The sequence below is a fragment of the Streptomyces sp. NPDC052773 genome, from assembly GCF_044547145.1.
GTDB lineage: Bacteria > Actinomycetota > Actinomycetes > Streptomycetales > Streptomycetaceae > Streptomyces.
In genome coordinates, this window is sequence record NZ_JBITZX010000015.1 from 184,469 (window position 1) to 200,725 (window position 16,257).

The following is a 16,257-nucleotide window of genomic DNA, read 5'->3' on the forward strand; positions in this document are numbered from 1 at the left end:
GCGAATACCGGCGGGCGTTCACGGGCGAGCCCGACGCCCGGTCGGTGGGAGCGCTGCCTCAGGTGAGACGGCACCATCCACACCAGCAAGGAAGAAGACTGCCCGGCGTGACCCACCTGAAGCCGCGCCCCGTCACGTTGGGCGTCGCCCAGAAGCAGGACCGCGACCATGACCGTGACAACCAGGACCACCAGGACCGGCCATTTCGCGATCGACCACGCCGCCAGCGCCGCGTCCCCCAGGCCCAGCACGGCGCCCGCCTGACGTGCCGGCCCACCGGCAGCCCACCGGTGAGTACGGAGGAAGGCGGCGACCTAGCCCGACGCCGACCACACGGTCGGCGCCAGACCCACGATCGCCATGACGAAACCCACCCCGCCGTAGCCCCGCAGCTGCTTCACGGCGACCCTTGGTCGGGGCAGCACCCGGTCTGCGAGCTCGTCGTCCTTGAACTCCTTCAGCGTTCCCTTCAGCACCGCCCCAAGGATCGCTTCCCAAGCTCGGTCGGCGCCTCCGGAGCCCGCTCCTCCACCTCCGCGTCCAGGCACCCAACCCAGCCTCCGCCCCGCTACTGCCCGCCGGGTCACCGGCCCCGGTGTCGACGCTCCTGCAGCTTCTTCATCTGGCTCTCCAGAAGCCCGCCGCGATGAGTGCCGGCCTTGTGCCGTCCCTTGCTGCTCTGCTCAGCCGGGTGCTTCTGCCGCAGTTTGCCCACCATCTCCCTGGCCCGTTGCCTCATCCTCTCGGCGTCCATGACCGCTCCTCCTCACACCACCCGTTCAGTCCTTTTTGTCAGATTCGCACACCGAATGAAGCGCCGCACCCTGCTGATTTCACACCTTGCACGGAAGCAGCAGCGTCCCGGTCGGCCTGGCCGGTGATGTGCTGACGCCAGTCGGCTGGTGGTGCGATGCCGCCGCCAGGACCGCAGCTGTCCACGTGGCAACGGGTCCCTGCGCGTGTGCCACAGCAACTGCACCCATGCTCTCGTACCGTCCCGGCATGGATGACGTAGAACCACGTGGTGACAGCGGCGAGCCCACTGCGCGATCCGGTTATGGGCCGGTTTCCCTTCAGGACGTCCTGCGGGAGCTGAACAGCAATCTGCAGTCGCTCTCGGCGCAGGGCGCTGCCCAGAGGCATCCCCGCACCCCCGTTGCGCGGTCGACGACCACGGCCGCGGCGCGCCCGCGAGTAGTGCCCACGCCCCTTCGAACGGCAACACCTCGGCCGGCTTCGACGACGGAGGGAACGCTGCCATGGCGTGGGTCCGCTCGGCGGTGACGGTGTGGTCCGGCAAGTGCGCGGCGAGTTCCTGCAGCCGCTCGTGACGGCGGACTGCTCGTATACGGCGGCCCTGCCGCAGCCAATACCGCCGCACATCCGTCATCCGTCCTGTAACGAAGCATCACTCTGTGATGGCCTCAACGGGCCCGCAGGATTGGTTGAAACCCCGGTTTCCAGTACGCACTCGCGGCTTGCTCACCTCTCCCGGCCTGCCGTACAGCTCCGGGCGGTCGCCCGGTCTGTTAAATCGCCCCTCTTCTGAGCGAAAGGAAGAATTGTTCTCGGTCCGGGTAAAATTGCGAGCGAAGTAGTTGCCTGGGGTGTATCGGTGGCCAATGGGTGATCGTCGGCGGCACCGGTCGGAAGAGGCGCGCGATGGATGTATGGCTGATCTGGTTGATCACCGGGGCTGTATTGGCTGTGGTGGAAATCTTCACCCTCACTACTGCGCTCGGGCTGCTGGGTGCATCCGCGTTGGTCACTGCGGGATTCGCCGCGATCGGGCTGCCGTTGCCCTTCCAATTCCTGGTGTTCACCATCGTCGCCACAGTCAGCTTGCTGTTCGTGCGCCCCATTGCGCTGCGCCACGTGCTCCAGCCCCAGGCAGCGCGATTCGGCATAGATGCACTCGTCGGCAGGGCTGCCTACGTAGTCTCGGAGGTGACGGGCCTGGGCGGCAGAGTCCGCATCGACGGGGAGGAATGGACGGCCCGCGCCTACGACGAGACGCTGGTGATTCCCCCAGGAACGACCGTCGATGTCATAGAGATCAGCGGCACCACCGCGCTCGTCTACCCCAGGGAATGAACCATGGAAGCCTCGGCGTTCCTCATCGCCGGCCTGATCGTCGCGCTCATCGCGGTTTTCACCGTCGTGCGGGCGGTACGCATCGTGCCCCAGGCGCGCGCTCGCAATGTCGAACGACTCGGCCGCTACCACCGCACACTGAAACCCGGCCTCAATCTCGTCATCCCCTACATCGACCGCGTCCATCCCATGATCGACCTGAGGGAACAGGTCGTCTCCTTCAAACCGCAACCGGTCATCACCGAGGACAACCTGGTCGTCGAGATCGACACCGTTCTGTACTTCCAGGTCACCGACCCACGAGCGGCTTTCTATGAGATCGCGAATTTCCTGCAGGCAGTCGAGCAGCTCACCGTCACCACCTTGCGCAACGTCGTGGGATCCATGGATCTGGAAAAGACTCTCACCTCGCGCGACACCATCAACAGCCAGCTCCGTGGCGTGCTGGACGAGGCAACCGGCAAGTGGGGGCTGAGAGTCAACCGAGTGGAGATCAAGGCCATCGACCCCCCTCAGTCCATCAAGGACGCGATGCAGAAGCAGATGCGAGCCGAGCGGGACAAGCGGGCCGCGATCCTCGGGGCCGAAGGACAACGCCAGTCGCAGATTCTCACCGCCGAGGGCGACAAGCAGGCTGCGGTCCTTCGCGCGGAGGGTAACCGTACAGCTGCGATCCTTCAGGCCGAGGGCCAGTCCCGGGCCATCGACGAGGTGTTCCAGGCCGTACATCGCAACGACCCGGACCCCAAGTTGCTCGCCTACCAGTACCTCCAGATGCTGCCCCAACTCGCGCAAGGCTCGGGCAGCACCTTCTGGGTGATCCCCAGCGAGATGACCTCCGCGCTCCAGGGTGTGTCCCGAGCCTTCAGCGAGGTGCTTCCCCAGTCGTCGGCCACCCGCGAGAAACTTTCGGACGACAGCGCTGCCCGGGCCGCCAACGACACAGCGCAGGCCGCAGAAGCCGCTGCCCAGGCCCTCGCCGACGCGGCCAAGGCCGATGGCGTCACCTCCGGCGCCCTCCCGGCTCACCCCCACGCTGACGGCGGATGACAACCACCGAGCATCCTTGAAGCCACCCAGGCCGACGTCTCCTCAGAGTCCCGCACAACCCGGGTGTGCCACCTCAACCTGCGCCTGCAGCAGCTCGCACCACACCTCCTGGTCGGCCACGAGGCGCCCCAGGCCCGCCGCGACGCCCACCTCGTCTGCCACAGGCAGGCAGGCCCGTGACCGGGTCAACCAGCAGATACGGCGTATCGCCGCCTGGCGGGGGCTCGGGGATCGGCCTGTGGCCGGCCGGAGCGCAGGACCCGCTCGAGGAACCTCCCGTTCGCCCGGACGGCGCCGTGCCGCCCAGGGGCAAGCCCAGGATCAGGACATGTCCGAGCCGCGTAGCAGGAGCTGTGCCACGGCCATGCCGGCCACCACGATCGCGGCCCGAAAGGGCCACCTGGTCCGGGCCCTCGACGGCACAGCCGCACCCGCGACCGCGATGATCCCGGCCGCCGCCAGTACCCAGTCCGAGATCTTCACCCCACGGGGCGGCCCTACGACGACCACGGCCATGGCCGCCAGCATCACGAGCGGGGCCAGCCACCGGCAGGCCGTAGGGCCCAGCCGCTGCGGCAGCCCCCGCACACCGGTCGCGAGATCGTTCTCGATGTCCGGAAGGACGTTCGCCAGGTGCGCTCCCACGCCCAGCAGCGCCCCCGCTGTCACCGCCCACCAGGCGGGCCAGGACGGCGACGGCAGACCGAGAGTGACGAAGGCCGGCAGCGCGCCGAAGGCCGTCGCATAGGGCAGTGGCGAGACCACCGTGTGTTTGAGCCGCAGATTGTAGGCCCAGCCGGCCGCTACGCCCGCCAGGTGTGCCGCTCCCGCGGCGGCGCCGCTCAGCAGTGACAGCGGCACGCACAGCGCCAGCGCCGTTCCGGCAGCGACGGCCGCTGCCCGGGGCGGGAGTTCCCCGGTGGCCACCGGCTTGTCGCGGCGCCCGCAGGCCGTGTCGCGCTGTGCGTCGGCCGCGTCGTTGCACCAGCCCACTGAGAGCTGACCGGTCAGCACGGCCGCGGCCACCGCCGCCGATCCCGCCACCCCGCGGCCCGCCGCCACGGCCAGGGCGGTCACGAATACCGTCACGGCGAGCGCCGGCTCCAGGTGGCAGGAGCGCAGCAACACCGGGACACGGTGTGTCGTGCGCGAGACAACCCCAGACGGGTGGAGAGACACGTGTGCACGGTAATCGGGTGTCCAGCGCGAGGAAGGCATTACCGACATGCGTGTCCCCCTGATCGCCGACCGTTCCTCGTCCCTGTCCCCATCGCCGTCCCCGCCCACCGCGCCGCGCCGCAGAGCCGTGCCCGCCGCGGCGACCACGATCGCCGCTGTCCACACCGTGCTGCCGCCGCACCGTTACTCCCAGGAAGACCTCACCGAGCCGATCGGCGACCTGTGCCTGCCCCCCGGGGCGGACCGCGCCGTGCTGCGCCGCCTGCACGCCTCCGCCGGTGTGCGCACGCGTCACCTCGCCCTGCCCATCGAGCGGTACGCCGGTCTCGGCGACTTCGGACAGAGCAATGACGCGTGGATGGCCGCGGGCCTGGAACTGGGCGAGGAAGCCCTCACCGGCGCGTTGAACAAGGCGGGACTCGGACCGGCCGATGTGGACCTGCTGGTGTGCGCCTCCATCACCGGCGTCGCCGCCCCGTCGCTCGACGCCCGGCTGGCCGGGCGAATGGGGCTGCGGTCCGACATCAAGAGACTTCCGGTGTTCGGCCTGGGCTGCGTGGCGGGCGCCGCGGGCCTCGCCCGGGTGCACGACTACCTGCGAGGGCACCCCCACGACACCGCTCTGCTGCTCACCGTCGAACTGTGCTCGCTGACGCTCCAGCGCCGCGACGACTCCCGCGCCAACCTCGTCGCCGGAGCCCTGTTCGGTGACGGTGCGGCAGCGCTCGTCGCCCGCGGAAGCGGCGATGGCGGTGACGGCGGTTGCGCCGGGCCGGACTCGGCCGGGCCCTCGGTGGTGGCCACGCGCAGCCGTCTGTATCCCGACACCGAACGGCTCCTGGGGTGGGACATCGGCGCCGGCGGATTCCGTGTCGTGATCGATGCCGGTGTTCCCGGCATCGTGCGGGACCACTTCGGTCGGCACCTGCGTGCCTTCCTGGCGGAACACGGCCTCACCACCGACGACATCGGGACCTGGGTGTGCCATCCGGGAGGCCCCAGGGTCCTCTCCGCCGTGACCGACACCCTTGGCCTGCCCGACGATGCCCTGGACTCCGCGCGGCGCTCCCTCGCTGCGGTGGGGAACATGTCCTCGGTCTCCGTCCTGCACATCCTGCAGAGCATCCGGGAGTCCCGTCGGCCCGAGCCCGGTACGTGGGGGATGCTCATGGCGATGGGCCCGGGATTCTGTTCCGAACTCGTTCTGCTGCGCTGGTAAGTGAGTGGTCCTCGTGCCCTGGTACACGCTTCTCGTCCTCGCCGTCGCCGCCGAACGCGTCGCCGAACTCACCGTCGCCCGGCGCAACGCGGCCTGGACCCTCGCCCGCGCCGGTGTGGAGCACGGCCGTGGCCACTACCCGGTCATGGTCGTCCTGCACACGGGCCTGCTCGCGTGCTGCCTGGTCGAACCCGTGCTCGCCGATCGGCCGTTCCTGCCCGCTCTGGGGTGGCCCATGCTGGCGCTCGCCGTACTGGCCCAGGCGCTGCGCTGGTGGTGCATCACCACACTCGGGCCCTACTGGAACACACGGGTCATCGTCGTTCCCGGAGCGCGCATGGTCCGCGCCGGACCCTACCGTTTCCTGCGCCACCCCAACTACGTCGCGGTCGTCGTGGAGGTCGCCGCCCTGCCCCTGGTGCACTCGGCCTGGCTGACCGCGACGGTGTTCAGCGTCGCCAACGCGGTGCTGCTCGCGGTCCGTGTCCGCTGCGAGAACGCGGCCCTCAACCGAGCGGTGGCCGCGTGAGCGGCAGCCACGACCTGCTGATCGTCGGAGGCGGACCCGCCGGCCTCGCCACCGCCCTGCATGCCGCGCGCGCCGGTCTCGACACCGTCATCGCCGAGCCACGCCGGGCGCCGGTCGACAAGGCGTGCGGCGAGGGCCTGATGCCCGGCGCCGTCCGCGCCCTCGCCGCGCTCGGCCTGGAGGTCCCCGGCCACGCCATCACCGGCATCCGCTACATCCAGGGTCCCCGCCAGGTCCAGGCCGCGTTCCGGTGCGGCCCCGGCCTCGGCGCGCGCCGCACCGACCTGCACAGCGCCCTGCACCGGGCTGTCCTGGACGCCGGGGTGCCGGTACTGCCCCTGCGGGTGGAGGAAGTACGGCAGGACACCGCGGGCGTGAGCGTCCCCGGCACGGGGCTGCGCGCCCGGTGGCTGGTCGCTGCGGACGGCCTGCATTCACCCGTGCGCCGTTCTCTCGGCCTGGAGGTCAGGACCCGGGCGGCGGGGGCACCCCGATACGGGCTGCGCCGGCACTACGCGGTGCCCCCCTGGTCGTCCTACGTCGAGGTGCACTGGGGGGCGCACGCGGAGGCGTACGTCACCCCGCTCGGCCCCTCACTTGTCGGCGTCGCTCTGCTGACGGCCCGGCGAGCCCCCTTCAGCACCCAACTGGACGGCTTCCCCGAACTGGCGGCCCGCCTCCCCCCGGAAGCGGCCGTCACCGCGGTGCGAGGCGCGGGACCGCTGCGCCAGAGAGCCCGAACCCGCGTTCACGGCCGGGTACTGCTCGTGGGCGACGCCGCTGGATACGTCGACGCGCTGACCGGCGAGGGCGTCTCCCTCGCCCTCAGCGGCGCCGAAGCCGTGGTCGCCAACGTGTGCCGCGGCACACCCAGCCGCTACGAAACCGACTGGAGCCGCGCGACCCGTCACCACCGCCTCCTGACGGACCTGCTGGTGAGGGCCCGCCAGCAGCCCGTGCTCGCCTCACGCATCATGCCCACCGCCGCACGCCTGCCACGCCTTTTCGCAGCAGCGGTGAACGCACTGGCATGAGCCCCTGCCGCTGCCGGAAGGACCGAATGGCGCCGCCACTGCTCGTCCGTCCCCACCCCGTGTGCCAGGAAGAAGGCCGAACCGGCCACCTGAGGCTCTGGCAGGCCGGTGACCGCGTCGACCAGCAGATGCTTCTCTTCCACACCGATCGTCGTCATCGATCGCCCTCTGTTCCGCCCGGCTGCCGGGGTCCGGGTAGAGCCGGTGGTCTCCGCCGCGGTCCGCACAGTCCACCAGATGCTGTGCGCCTCGGCCTCCCGGTCGTCGCACCCCGGTGCGGGCGCCTCCTCTCCGGCGCTCACGCCGAAGCGCCGCTGCCGGCAACCGCAACGACTGCCGGGCCTGGGAGGACACCGGTGCCAAGGCCGCCATCGGCGTAACCCCCACGCTGATCGCCGACGGTAGCCGGCCGCGAAGGGCGTGTGACCTGCCAGGCCCCAGGGTGCCGGAGCCGCCCGGACGTTTCCTTCGGCGGAAGGTCAGGCGGTGACGAGCGAGTCGTCCGCCGGACGGACCCCGTTCAGCCGCCGGCGCGCGGCGGTGAGCGCGGAGTCGATGTCGCGGGTGCCGGTGGACACGCACAGGGTGTAGGTGACGTCGTCCAGGCGCTGACGCGCTTCCAGGCTGCCGTTCTCGGCGTGCAGGGCGCGCAGCGTCTCGTACTGCTCGACCAGGTTCCGCAGCACGGCCGGGTGTGCCATGAGCATGGGGGTTCTCCCTTTCGCAGCCACTCACAAGGGTCGTACGCGCATGCGTATGCCCCGAGTTGCGGCCACGATTCCCCATGATCGCGGGGCGTCGCGGAACTTGGGCGGCGGGAGCGCTGGGCATCCGGGAGCGTGCAAGGTCGTCGTGCGCCGGGCCTCCCGCACGTCGGCGTCGGCGCCGATGCGGACGTCGGGCGGCCTGCCCGCGTGCCGAGGACGCTTGCCCGCCGTGCCGTCGGCGCGGGCCTCACACGGCCGTCAGCGCGCGGTCGCTCGGCACGCGCACGTCCCGTACGGCGAAGCCGCTGCGCACCCGCGCCGGGATGCGCCGCAGGCAGATCCTCAAGGCCTGGTCGGGGACGGTGTACTCGAGGCAGGCAAGACGATGGGCGAGGGCTTCGAGCAGCCCGATGGTGAGGCCCTCGCCAGGGCAGCGGTGACCGGTGCGCGGCTCACCACCGCCCTGGGGGATCAGTTCGTCCCGCTCGACCGCGTGCTCGAGGAACCGCTCGGGGCGGAAGACGTACGGGTCAGATACGCTGGACCAACACCGTGATCAAGATCCTGGCCCCACAGATTCTGAGCAGTCTGTGAGACCACAACGTCGACGGAGTGGAGCCAGGAGTCCTGGCTCCACTCCACGGTGCGGGCCTGTCACTGGAACTGTGCGAAGAACCTCCAGATCTCGGCTTTGGTCCAGGTGGCGACGCCGCTTTCGGCGGGGGAGCCGTCGACCGGACCGGGTATGTGGCCTCCGTCGAACGCGGCCCATTGGACCGGGTATCCGGCACGGCAGCCCGAGTAGGCGGTGGTGATGTGCGTTCGGCTGCCCGGCGCGGGCTCGCGCGGGCTTTGGGGGGTGCAGCCGTTGTTGCCGACGAATCTGTCGCGCAGGGACCGCCCTTGAGCGATGCCGAGGACGTTGTCGCTGATGCCGTGGATTCCGAAGTAGGCGATGGGCTGGGTGCCGCCGCTGCACCCGCTGATCTGCGCGCCGGAGATGACCGCGACGGCCCGGAAGACGTTCGCCCGGCTGCATGCGAGTGCGTAGCTCATGCCGCCGCCCCAGCTGAAGCCCGTGGCGAAACGCTGTGCCGGGTCGACGCAGAGGCCGGCCTCGATACGCCGGATCATGTCGTCGACGAAGGTGATGTCCTCACCACCGGAATTGGCCCAGCCGTTGCCGAGGCCCTGGGGGGCGACGAGGATCGCGGTGTTGTTCGACTGTTCCTGCTGGCCGTAGTAGGACCAGGCGCTCCCGCTCGTTCCGCCCGAGGCGACGTCGGTGGCGGTTCCGCCCCGCCAGTGGAACGCGAAGATCAGCCGGTAGCGGTGGTTGCTGTCGTAGCCGGCGGGAACCCGGAGGATGAAGCTGCGGGTCTTGCCGCCGCTCTGGATCGTGTGCGTACCGCTCGTCAGAGTCGGGGCGCTGCCGCATCCGCCGCCACCGGACGTCAGCTTCACCAGCTGCCATTGCTGGTTGGCGCCGCCCCAGTCGGTGTACTGGACGACGCTGCCGCCGTCGGCGGTGGAGGCGCCCTGCACCTCCACCGCCTTGCCGCTGGTGCGGTTGATCAGCCGGACGTGGCCCGCGTCGGAGTCGGCCAGGCGGAACTGCTGGTTGGCCCCGTTGTGGTCGGCCCACTGCTGGATCGCGGCACCGTCCGCGGTCGAGGCGCCGGCCACGTCGAGAACCTTGCCCGAATGCCGGGCCTTGAGGCGGTAGAAGCCGTCGCCGGAGTCCACGAACTGCCACTGCTGGTGGGCGCCGTCGTTGCGCGTCCACTGGCTGACCCGCGCGCCGTCGGCGGTGGACGCGCCGGAGACGTCCAGCGCCTTGCCGCTGTTGCGATTGACCAGGACGTACCAGGCATCGGTGTCCACCGTCGCCGCCTCGGCGGGCGCCGGATTCACCGCGGTGAGCATGCCGATCGCGAGGGTCGCCGCCACCACGGCGGCGAGCCGCGACCACCAGCGATGTCTTCCTGGAGGGGCGGCAGAAGCCGCACCGTAGGCCGTCATCGATCCGCCCTTTCGTTTGCGGCAGGTTCCGTCACGTGCGGGTCCAGCGTTGGTTGCTGCCGTTCGAGCAGGAGTAGAGCTGGATCAGGGTGCCGTTGGCGGTGCCGCCCGCGACGGCGTCGAGGCAGAGGCCGGACTGGACGCCGACGATGGATCCGTCGGAGTTGAGGCGCCATTTCTGGTTGTCGCCGCCCCAGCAGCTATAGATCTGGACCTTGGAGCCGTTGCCGGTGCCGGCGGCGTCCAGGCACTTGTTGCCGTAGACCCTGAGCTCGCCGGCGTCGGTGTACGTCCACTGCTGGTTGGTGCCGCTGTGGCAGTCCCACAGCTGCAGCTGGGTGCCGTCCGTGGTACTGGCGTTGGGCACGTCCAGGCAGCGGCCCGAGCCGACGCCCTTGATCTGTCCCGAGCCCGCGGGGGGCGTGGTGGAGCCGCCGTTGAGCGCGTTGAGGACGGCGGTGTAGGCGGGCTTCTTGCTGCCGTCGCCGTTGAAGAGCAGCGGCGTGTCGCTCGCTCGCCAGGAGTCGCTGTCGCGCACGCCCCAGACGGTGATGCCGAGGCAGCGCGCGACGGCCAGGCAGTCGTTGGTCACGGCGGCGTAGGTCGAGGCCGGGGCGCCCTGGATGTCCAGCTCGGTGATGGCCACGTCGACGCCGAGAGCGGCGAAGTTCTGCAGCGTGGTGCGGAAGTTGCTGTTGTAGGGGCTGCCGCTGTTGAAGTGCGCCTGGAAGCCGACGCAGTCGATCGGCACGCCGCGCTGCTTGAAGTCCCGGACCATGGCGTACATGGCCTGGGTCTTGGCCCAGGTCCAGTTCTCGACGTTGTAGTCGTTGTAGCAGAGCTTGGCGGCCGGGTCCGCGGCGCGCGCGGTGCGGAAGGCGACCTCGATCCAGTCGTTGCCGGTGCGCTGGAGGTTGGAGTCGCGCCGGGCTCCCGAACTGCCGTCGGCGAAAGCCTCGTTCACGACGTCCCACTGGGCGATCTTGCCCTTGTAATGGGCCATCACGCCCTTGATGTGGTCGATCATCGCCTGGCGCAGCGCGCTGCCGCTGAGGCTCTGCATCCAGCCGGGCTGCTGGGAGTGCCAGGCCAGGGTGTGACCGCGCACCTGCTTGCCGTTCTGCACCGCCCAGTTGTAGACGCGGTCGGCGGCGGTGAAGTTGAACTGGCCCCGCTGCGGTTCGGTGGCGTCGATCTTCATCTCGTTCTCCGCCGTCACGGAGTTGAACTCACGGTTCGCGATCGACGTGTACACCGAGTCGCCCAGCCTGCCCGAGGCGATGGCGGTGCCGAAGTAGCGTCCGCTCTGCGCCGCGGCGGCGCCGAGCGTGTTCTCGGCGGCGTGTGCGGTCGGCGGCGCGACCAGTGCGGCGGCCGCCCCGAGGACGCCGACGAGCAGCGCCAGCAGCAGGCCGAGCAGCCTCCGGCGGACAGCGGGTCTGGGAAGGGCGTACGAGCCCATGACTGTGCCTCCAAGGTAGAGATCACGGAAGGACTGAAACGCAGGGAGATCGAGTCGTCCGCTCCCATTCGGCATCGGGGCATCAGCCGGGGGACCGTCACCCGAACGAAACGGGGGCGCGGGCGCTTATCGAAATATCGAACTGTGGCCGGTGCTCAGACAGGGATGATTGAGGTGTTGACGACGGCTCGTCAACACTCCTCGCAGAAAAAGTTTCAGTTCCTCGACCGAATGTTTCGGAATCCCGGGTGAGGCGGGTGGCGTCAGCGTGGGGTCGTAGTCGGCGAATGTCGTAGGGCAGAGATCGGGTGTCGGGGGCGAGGTTGGGGTCGAAGCTCCCTTCGAACGTTGCGGCCTTTGTGGCGAGCGTGCGAGAGGTATTGACGCCGTTCGTCGGCTCCCTATCATTCAGGTTGCTCGACACTTCGACATGCGTTCGACATCTCGAACCCGATGAATGTCATGGACGCATCAATCCGGACAGCCTCTGACGAGGCCAACCGGGACCCCCTACTCAAGGTTGAGGAAAGCCCCATGTACAGAGGAAGTTTCAGCCGCAGGCATCCCTCTGCGGTGCTCGCCGCCGTGGTTGCGGCCCTGGCCGCGCTGGCGGCGATGCTCGTCGCCGCCCCGGCTCAGGCGGCTTCCAGCGGCACCCTGCGCGGTGTCGGATCCGGCCGGTGTCTCGATGTGCAGGGCGCCGCCCAGACCAACGGCACGTATCTCCAGCTCTACGACTGCTGGGGCGGAACCAACCAGCAGTGGACGCTGACGGACAGCAACCAGCTCACCGTGTACGGCGACAAGTGCCTGGATGTTCCCGGCCACGCCACCACGGCCGGCACCCGGGTGCAGATCTGGACCTGTTCCGGCGGTGCGAACCAGCAGTGGCGGGTCAACGCCGACGGCACGGTCGTCGGCGTTCAGTCCGGGCTGTGCCTGGAGGCCGCGGGCGCCGGTACGGCCAACGGCACAGCGGTGCAGCTCTGGACGTGCAACGGCGGCAGCAACCAGAAGTGGGCCGGCCTGTCCGGGACTCCGACCCCGCCGGACGGCACGTGCCCGCTGCCGTCGACGTACCGGTGGTCGTCGACGGGCGTACTGGCGCAGCCGGCGAACGGGTGGGACTCGGTGAAGGACTTCACCGCCGTGAAGCACAACGGCAAGTACCTGGTCTACGGGTCCAACTTCTCGGGTTCGTCGTACGGCTCGATGATGTTCAGCCCCTTCACGAACTGGTCGGACATGGCGTCGGCCCGCCAGACCGGGATGAACCAGGCCGCGGTGGCGCCCACGCTGTTCTACTTCGCGCCGAAGAACATCTGGGTGCTGGCCTACCAGTGGGGTCAGTGGCCCTTCATCTACCGCACGTCGAGCGACCCGACCAACCCCAACGGCTGGTCCGCGCCGCAGCCGCTGTTCACCGGGAGCATCTCCGGCTCCGACACCGGCCCGATCGACCAGACCCTGATCGCCGACGGCCAGAACATGTACCTGTTCTTCGCCGGTGACAACGGCAAGATCTACCGGGCGAGCATGCCGATCGGGAACTTCCCGGGCAACTTCGGGTCCTCGTACACGACGATCATGAGCGACACGAAGGCCAACCTCTTCGAGGGCGTACAGGTCTACAAGGTCAAGGGCCAGAACCAGTACCTCATGATCGTCGAGGCCATGGGTGCGAACGGGCGCTACTTCCGCTCCTTCACGGCCTCCAGCCTCAACGGCTCGTGGACCCCGCAGGCCGCCACCGAGAGCAACCCCTTCGCGGGCAAGGCCAACAGCGGCGCCACCTGGACCAATGACATCAGCCACGGCGATCTGGTCCGCGACAACCCCGACCAGACCATGACCATCGACCCCTGCAACCTGCAGTTCCTCTACCAGGGCAAGTCCCCCACCGCGGGCGGCGACTACAACCGGCTGCCGTGGCGGCCCGGTGTGCTCACCCTGCGGCGCTGACCTTCCGATCTCACTCACCGCCCCGAGGAACCCCGGCCGTGCGGCGGCCGGGGTTCCTCTCCTCTCGGGTGCCGGGCCGTTGGCTCAAAGCCGTCAGTAAAGGATCACTGGGTTCTAGGCTCGGTTGCGTCCCGTGGTGTGGAAGGAGCCGGAAAAGCTGTGGCTGACAAGCGAGTTGTGATCGTGACCGGTGGAGGTACGGGCATCGGGGAGGCCACCGCGCGGCTGCTCCGGGAAGGAGGGCACCACGTGGTGGTGTCCGGTCGTCGGAGGGAGCCGTTGAAGCGGCTCGAGGGGGAGATCGGGGCGCTTGCGTATCCGTCCGATGTGGGGGACCCCGAGGCCGCCGAGGGTCTGGTCCGGGCAGCACTGGACGCGTATGGACGCGTCGACGGCGTTGTGCTCAACGCGGGGATCGGGCGCGGGGGGACCGTGGGCGACTTGTCGTTGGAGGACTGGAACGAGGTGATGCGTACCAACGTCACCGGGCCGCTGCTGTTGCTGCGCGCGGCGATCCCGCACCTGGTGGAGGCGAGCGGGGCGGTGGTCGCCGTCGCCTCGGTCTCCGCGCTGCGCAACGGCACGAGCAACGTGCCGTACGCCACGTCCAAGGCGGCCTTGCTGCAGCTCTGCCGTTCCGTCGCCGTCGATTACGGGCGTCAGGGGGTGCGGGCCAACATCGTGTGTCCGAGCTGGGTGAGAAGCGAGATGGCCGACCGCCGTATGGCTCGCTTCGCCGCGGAAGCCGGCCTGGAGGGGGATGGCGTGCGGGCCGGGTACGAGGAGGTGACCAGGGTCCTTCCGGCGGGGCGGCCGGGTGAGCCGCGTGAGGTCGCGGAGGCTGTGGGGTGGCTGTTGTCCCCGGCGGCGTCGTATGTGAACGGCGCCGTGCTCACCGTCGACGGCGGGGTGACGGCCCTGGATCCCGGGACGCTCGCGTTCGACTTCCATGTCGCGCCACGCCGTGGCGAGGTGTCCGGCACTTCTGGATGAGCGTCGTCCGCCCCGCGGTCAGAGTGGGTGGGCGGGAGAGGGGCAGGGCAGTGCGTCCGTCATGGACGGCCACATCCGGGCGATCCCGAGCAGTGTCTCGGGGCTGCCGTGCACCACGCCGGGCAGGGGGCGGGGGATGGATGGTGGTGTGCCCGCGACTTTGGCGCGCCGGGCCTGGCCCAGCGCGCCGGCGAGGGCGGCTGCGGTCAGATGATCGGCTCGCACTCCTGCCTGCCGGGCGTGCCGGTGGGCTTCCTCGTAGGCGCCGGGCTGGACGTACTGCTGAAGGTCCAGGAGTGCGTCGTACGTCTCGATGGTCTGCCGGTGCGCCTGTAGTGCGAGTGGGAAACGCGGTCGCAGGACCTCCTGGAGCCTGGTCCGCTGTGGCGTCGCGAGTGCCACGTGGGGCACCGCCGCGACAAGATCGCGCCATAGCGGCCACAGGTGCCAGGTGATCCGCAGAGCGGTCCACGACCGGACGAGGGCGGTCGTGGTGGGGACCAGCAGTGATGCCGCCCGGATGAGGCCGTGGACGCCGATGATCAGGGACAGGTAAGGGAGCATGGCGGGGGTTCCGCCGCACAGGTGCCAGAGATAGCCGCACCAGAAGACGAACGCGAAGACGCTTCCCACCGCGAACAGCCGCAGGGACCAGACAAGATCGCGGTCCGCCGTCCGCAGGCTGTAGAGCCAGCAGACCACGAGGGCGACCGCGTCACCGACCAGGTGGGCGACGATGAGGAGCAACCAGTAGGCGGACGCGGGGTCGGCCGGCCCCTGGAGGGACGCGGGTCCCTCGCGCGGGTGATCGATCTGGAGCCGGTCCAGGATCAGCAGCGCCCCCATGGTCGCCGTCAGGCCCACCAGCACGGAGAGGCGCAGGCGACGAGCACGGGTGGAGCCGACCATGAAGAGCAGGACCAGGCCGGCGCTGAGGACGCCGATCAGGTTGCGGGTCAGGGCGATCGTGTGGACGTCCACGCCGGTGTTCGTGAGCGATCGGACGATCTTTGGCTGAAAGAGCGTGATGGCGACGGCCGCAGCCAGGACCGTGAGCCACAGTCCCCGTTGGTGGGGCTGACGCAGCGCGGGGCGGGCCCGGCAGACGAGGGCGAACCACATGGCGAAGACGCTGCAGACGCCCACCTGGGTCGCCAGCTCATGCGTCGACATCGACCGTCACTCCCAGGAACGCGCCGAGTCGTCCGAGCGGGCCGGCCACCGGGCCGGTCCTCCCCGCGCTCTGGATCAGGCTGGCGATCATCTCGGCTTCCTGTTCCTCGGCGGTGGTGTAACTGGTCCGTGCCATCAGCCGCTTGACGAGAGGGAGCCCCTGGCCGCTGAGGAGCCGATCCGTCAGCTCGTCGCCCTCGGCCGTGATGGTCCGGTGGTGGTCGCACAGCACGTGGCCGATCTCGTGCAGGATGATGTGCTCGCGGTGGAGGGGCGCCGTCTGGGCTTCGTAGAACACGTAATCGGCGTCGTCGGTGCCCAGCCAGAGACCACAGGCTCCCGCGATCGCCGCCTGCTCGGGCAGTTCCCGCACCACGAGCGGGCGGCCCCGGAGCTCTTCCACCCGCTCACGGATCGCGTCGAGGGACATCGGCCGGTCCATCCCGAGATCACGCAGGATCGCCGTGCATTTCCGCTGTAACTCCGCGTACTCGTCTTTTCTCCTCACCTGCCGTCGCAAGGTGGCCAAGTCTCCCGTTCCCGCGCGATGTTGCTCCTGCGCCCCGTGGGCAGGATCCGGCACTCAACTTAGGCTGCCGCGCGCCGCCTTGAACACACTTGCCCGGCCCGTGCGGTCCCCTTTGGCTCAAAGCTTCTCCTGGACGCCCGAGGTGTACGGGACGGTCAGCCGGCCAGGAAAGGGCGCAGGAGGGTGAGCAGCGCGTCCGGGCGGTGCTGGACACCCCCTAGGTGTATTGACCCGTAGCGTTGTTTACGCGGCTGATTGGCGGGTGTCCGTCGAGTGCGGTGTGGCAGCGGTGGTGGTTGTAGGT

At 69.6% G+C, this 16,257-nt stretch carries 14 protein-coding genes and 2 pseudogenes; 8 read left to right on the forward strand and 8 right to left on the reverse strand.

Features of this window, described 5'->3' with window-relative positions:
• Positions 1–65: 65 nt before the first annotated feature.
• A pseudogene (locus ACIG0D_RS28645) lies at positions 66–587 on the reverse strand (ribonuclease BN); the annotation flags it as partial.
• A complete protein-coding gene (locus ACIG0D_RS28650) occupies positions 584–754 on the reverse strand; it encodes a hypothetical protein (RefSeq protein ID WP_399806371.1) in 171 nt (56 codons plus the stop codon). The gene ACIG0D_RS28650 and the pseudogene ACIG0D_RS28645, both read right to left, overlap by 4 nt.
• A 908-nt stretch (positions 755–1,662) precedes the next feature.
• Here ACIG0D_RS28650 and ACIG0D_RS28655 point away from each other — a divergent pair.
• Positions 1,663–2,094 carry an NfeD family protein gene (locus tag ACIG0D_RS28655; RefSeq protein ID WP_399806373.1) on the forward strand — a complete coding sequence of 144 codons (432 nt, stop codon included), beginning with the start codon at positions 1,663–1,665 and terminating at the stop codon, positions 2,092–2,094.
• Positions 2,095–2,097: 3 nt separating this feature from the next.
• Positions 2,098–3,144: an SPFH domain-containing protein gene (locus ACIG0D_RS28660; protein WP_399806375.1), complete on the forward strand. Its 1,047-nt coding sequence runs from the start codon at positions 2,098–2,100 to the stop codon at positions 3,142–3,144.
• Between the two features lie 321 nt (positions 3,145–3,465).
• Here the strand turns inward: ACIG0D_RS28660 and ACIG0D_RS28665 are convergent, their stop codons facing one another.
• Positions 3,466–4,362, reverse strand: a complete 897-nt coding sequence (locus ACIG0D_RS28665) for a UbiA family prenyltransferase (RefSeq protein WP_399806408.1) — start codon at positions 4,360–4,362, stop codon at positions 3,466–3,468.
• 7 nt (positions 4,363–4,369) lie between these two features.
• On the opposite strand from ACIG0D_RS28665, the gene ACIG0D_RS28670 reads away from it, so the two are divergent.
• The 4 genes and pseudogenes from ACIG0D_RS28670 to ACIG0D_RS28685 all read left to right on the forward strand — a co-directional run.
• Complete coding sequence (locus tag ACIG0D_RS28670) at positions 4,370–5,542, forward strand: type III polyketide synthase (RefSeq protein ID WP_399806377.1); 1,173 nt, start codon at positions 4,370–4,372, stop codon at positions 5,540–5,542.
• Positions 5,543–5,555: 13 nt separating this feature from the next.
• Positions 5,556–6,071, forward strand: a complete 516-nt coding sequence (locus ACIG0D_RS28675) for an isoprenylcysteine carboxyl methyltransferase family protein (RefSeq protein WP_399806379.1) — start codon at positions 5,556–5,558, stop codon at positions 6,069–6,071.
• The gene (locus ACIG0D_RS28680; protein ID WP_399806381.1) at positions 6,068–7,105 is read left to right on the forward strand and encodes an NAD(P)/FAD-dependent oxidoreductase; all 1,038 of its coding nucleotides are present in this window, start codon (positions 6,068–6,070) and stop codon (positions 7,103–7,105) included. The genes ACIG0D_RS28675 and ACIG0D_RS28680 overlap by 4 nt, the downstream gene beginning before the upstream one ends.
• A 316-nt stretch (positions 7,106–7,421) precedes the next feature.
• Positions 7,422–7,547 (forward strand): annotated as a pseudogene (locus ACIG0D_RS28685) (IS5/IS1182 family transposase); the annotation flags it as partial.
• 37 nt (positions 7,548–7,584) lie between these two features.
• Here the strand turns inward: ACIG0D_RS28685 and ACIG0D_RS28690 are convergent.
• The 3 genes from ACIG0D_RS28690 to ACIG0D_RS28700 all read right to left on the reverse strand — a co-directional run bounded on the left by ACIG0D_RS28690 (position 7,585) and on the right by ACIG0D_RS28700 (position 11,296).
• Positions 7,585–7,812 (reverse strand): DUF5133 domain-containing protein, encoded by a 228-nt coding sequence (locus tag ACIG0D_RS28690; protein WP_399806383.1) that lies wholly within the window; start codon positions 7,810–7,812, stop codon positions 7,585–7,587.
• A gap of 654 nt (positions 7,813–8,466) precedes the next feature.
• The gene (locus ACIG0D_RS28695; protein WP_399806410.1) at positions 8,467–9,765 is read right to left on the reverse strand and encodes an RICIN domain-containing protein; all 1,299 of its coding nucleotides are present in this window, start codon (positions 9,763–9,765) and stop codon (positions 8,467–8,469) included.
• A gap of 100 nt (positions 9,766–9,865) precedes the next feature.
• On the reverse strand, positions 9,866–11,296 hold the full coding sequence (locus ACIG0D_RS28700) for an endo-1,4-beta-xylanase (RefSeq protein WP_399806385.1): 1,431 nt from the start codon (positions 11,294–11,296) through the stop codon (positions 9,866–9,868).
• Positions 11,297–11,830: 534 nt separating this feature from the next.
• Between ACIG0D_RS28700 and ACIG0D_RS28705 the strand changes: the two genes are divergently transcribed.
• Both ACIG0D_RS28705 and ACIG0D_RS28710 read left to right on the forward strand, forming a co-directional pair.
• On the forward strand, positions 11,831–13,258 hold the full coding sequence (locus tag ACIG0D_RS28705) for a non-reducing end alpha-L-arabinofuranosidase family hydrolase (protein ID WP_399806387.1): 1,428 nt from the start codon (positions 11,831–11,833) through the stop codon (positions 13,256–13,258).
• Positions 13,259–13,417: 159 nt separating this feature from the next.
• Entirely contained in the window at positions 13,418–14,251 is an 834-nt protein-coding gene (locus tag ACIG0D_RS28710; protein ID WP_399806412.1) for an SDR family NAD(P)-dependent oxidoreductase, read from the forward strand.
• An 18-nt stretch (positions 14,252–14,269) separates the two neighbouring features.
• Here the strand turns inward: ACIG0D_RS28710 and ACIG0D_RS28715 are convergent, their stop codons facing one another.
• Positions 14,270–15,424, reverse strand: coding sequence for an MAB_1171c family putative transporter (locus ACIG0D_RS28715; protein ID WP_399806389.1), 1,155 nt, complete (start codon positions 15,422–15,424; stop codon positions 14,270–14,272).
• The gene (locus tag ACIG0D_RS28720) at positions 15,411–15,953 is read right to left on the reverse strand and encodes a regulator component (protein ID WP_399806391.1); all 543 of its coding nucleotides are present in this window, start codon (positions 15,951–15,953) and stop codon (positions 15,411–15,413) included. The genes ACIG0D_RS28715 and ACIG0D_RS28720 overlap by 14 nt, the downstream gene beginning before the upstream one ends.
• Positions 15,954–16,257: the final 304 nt, after the last annotated feature.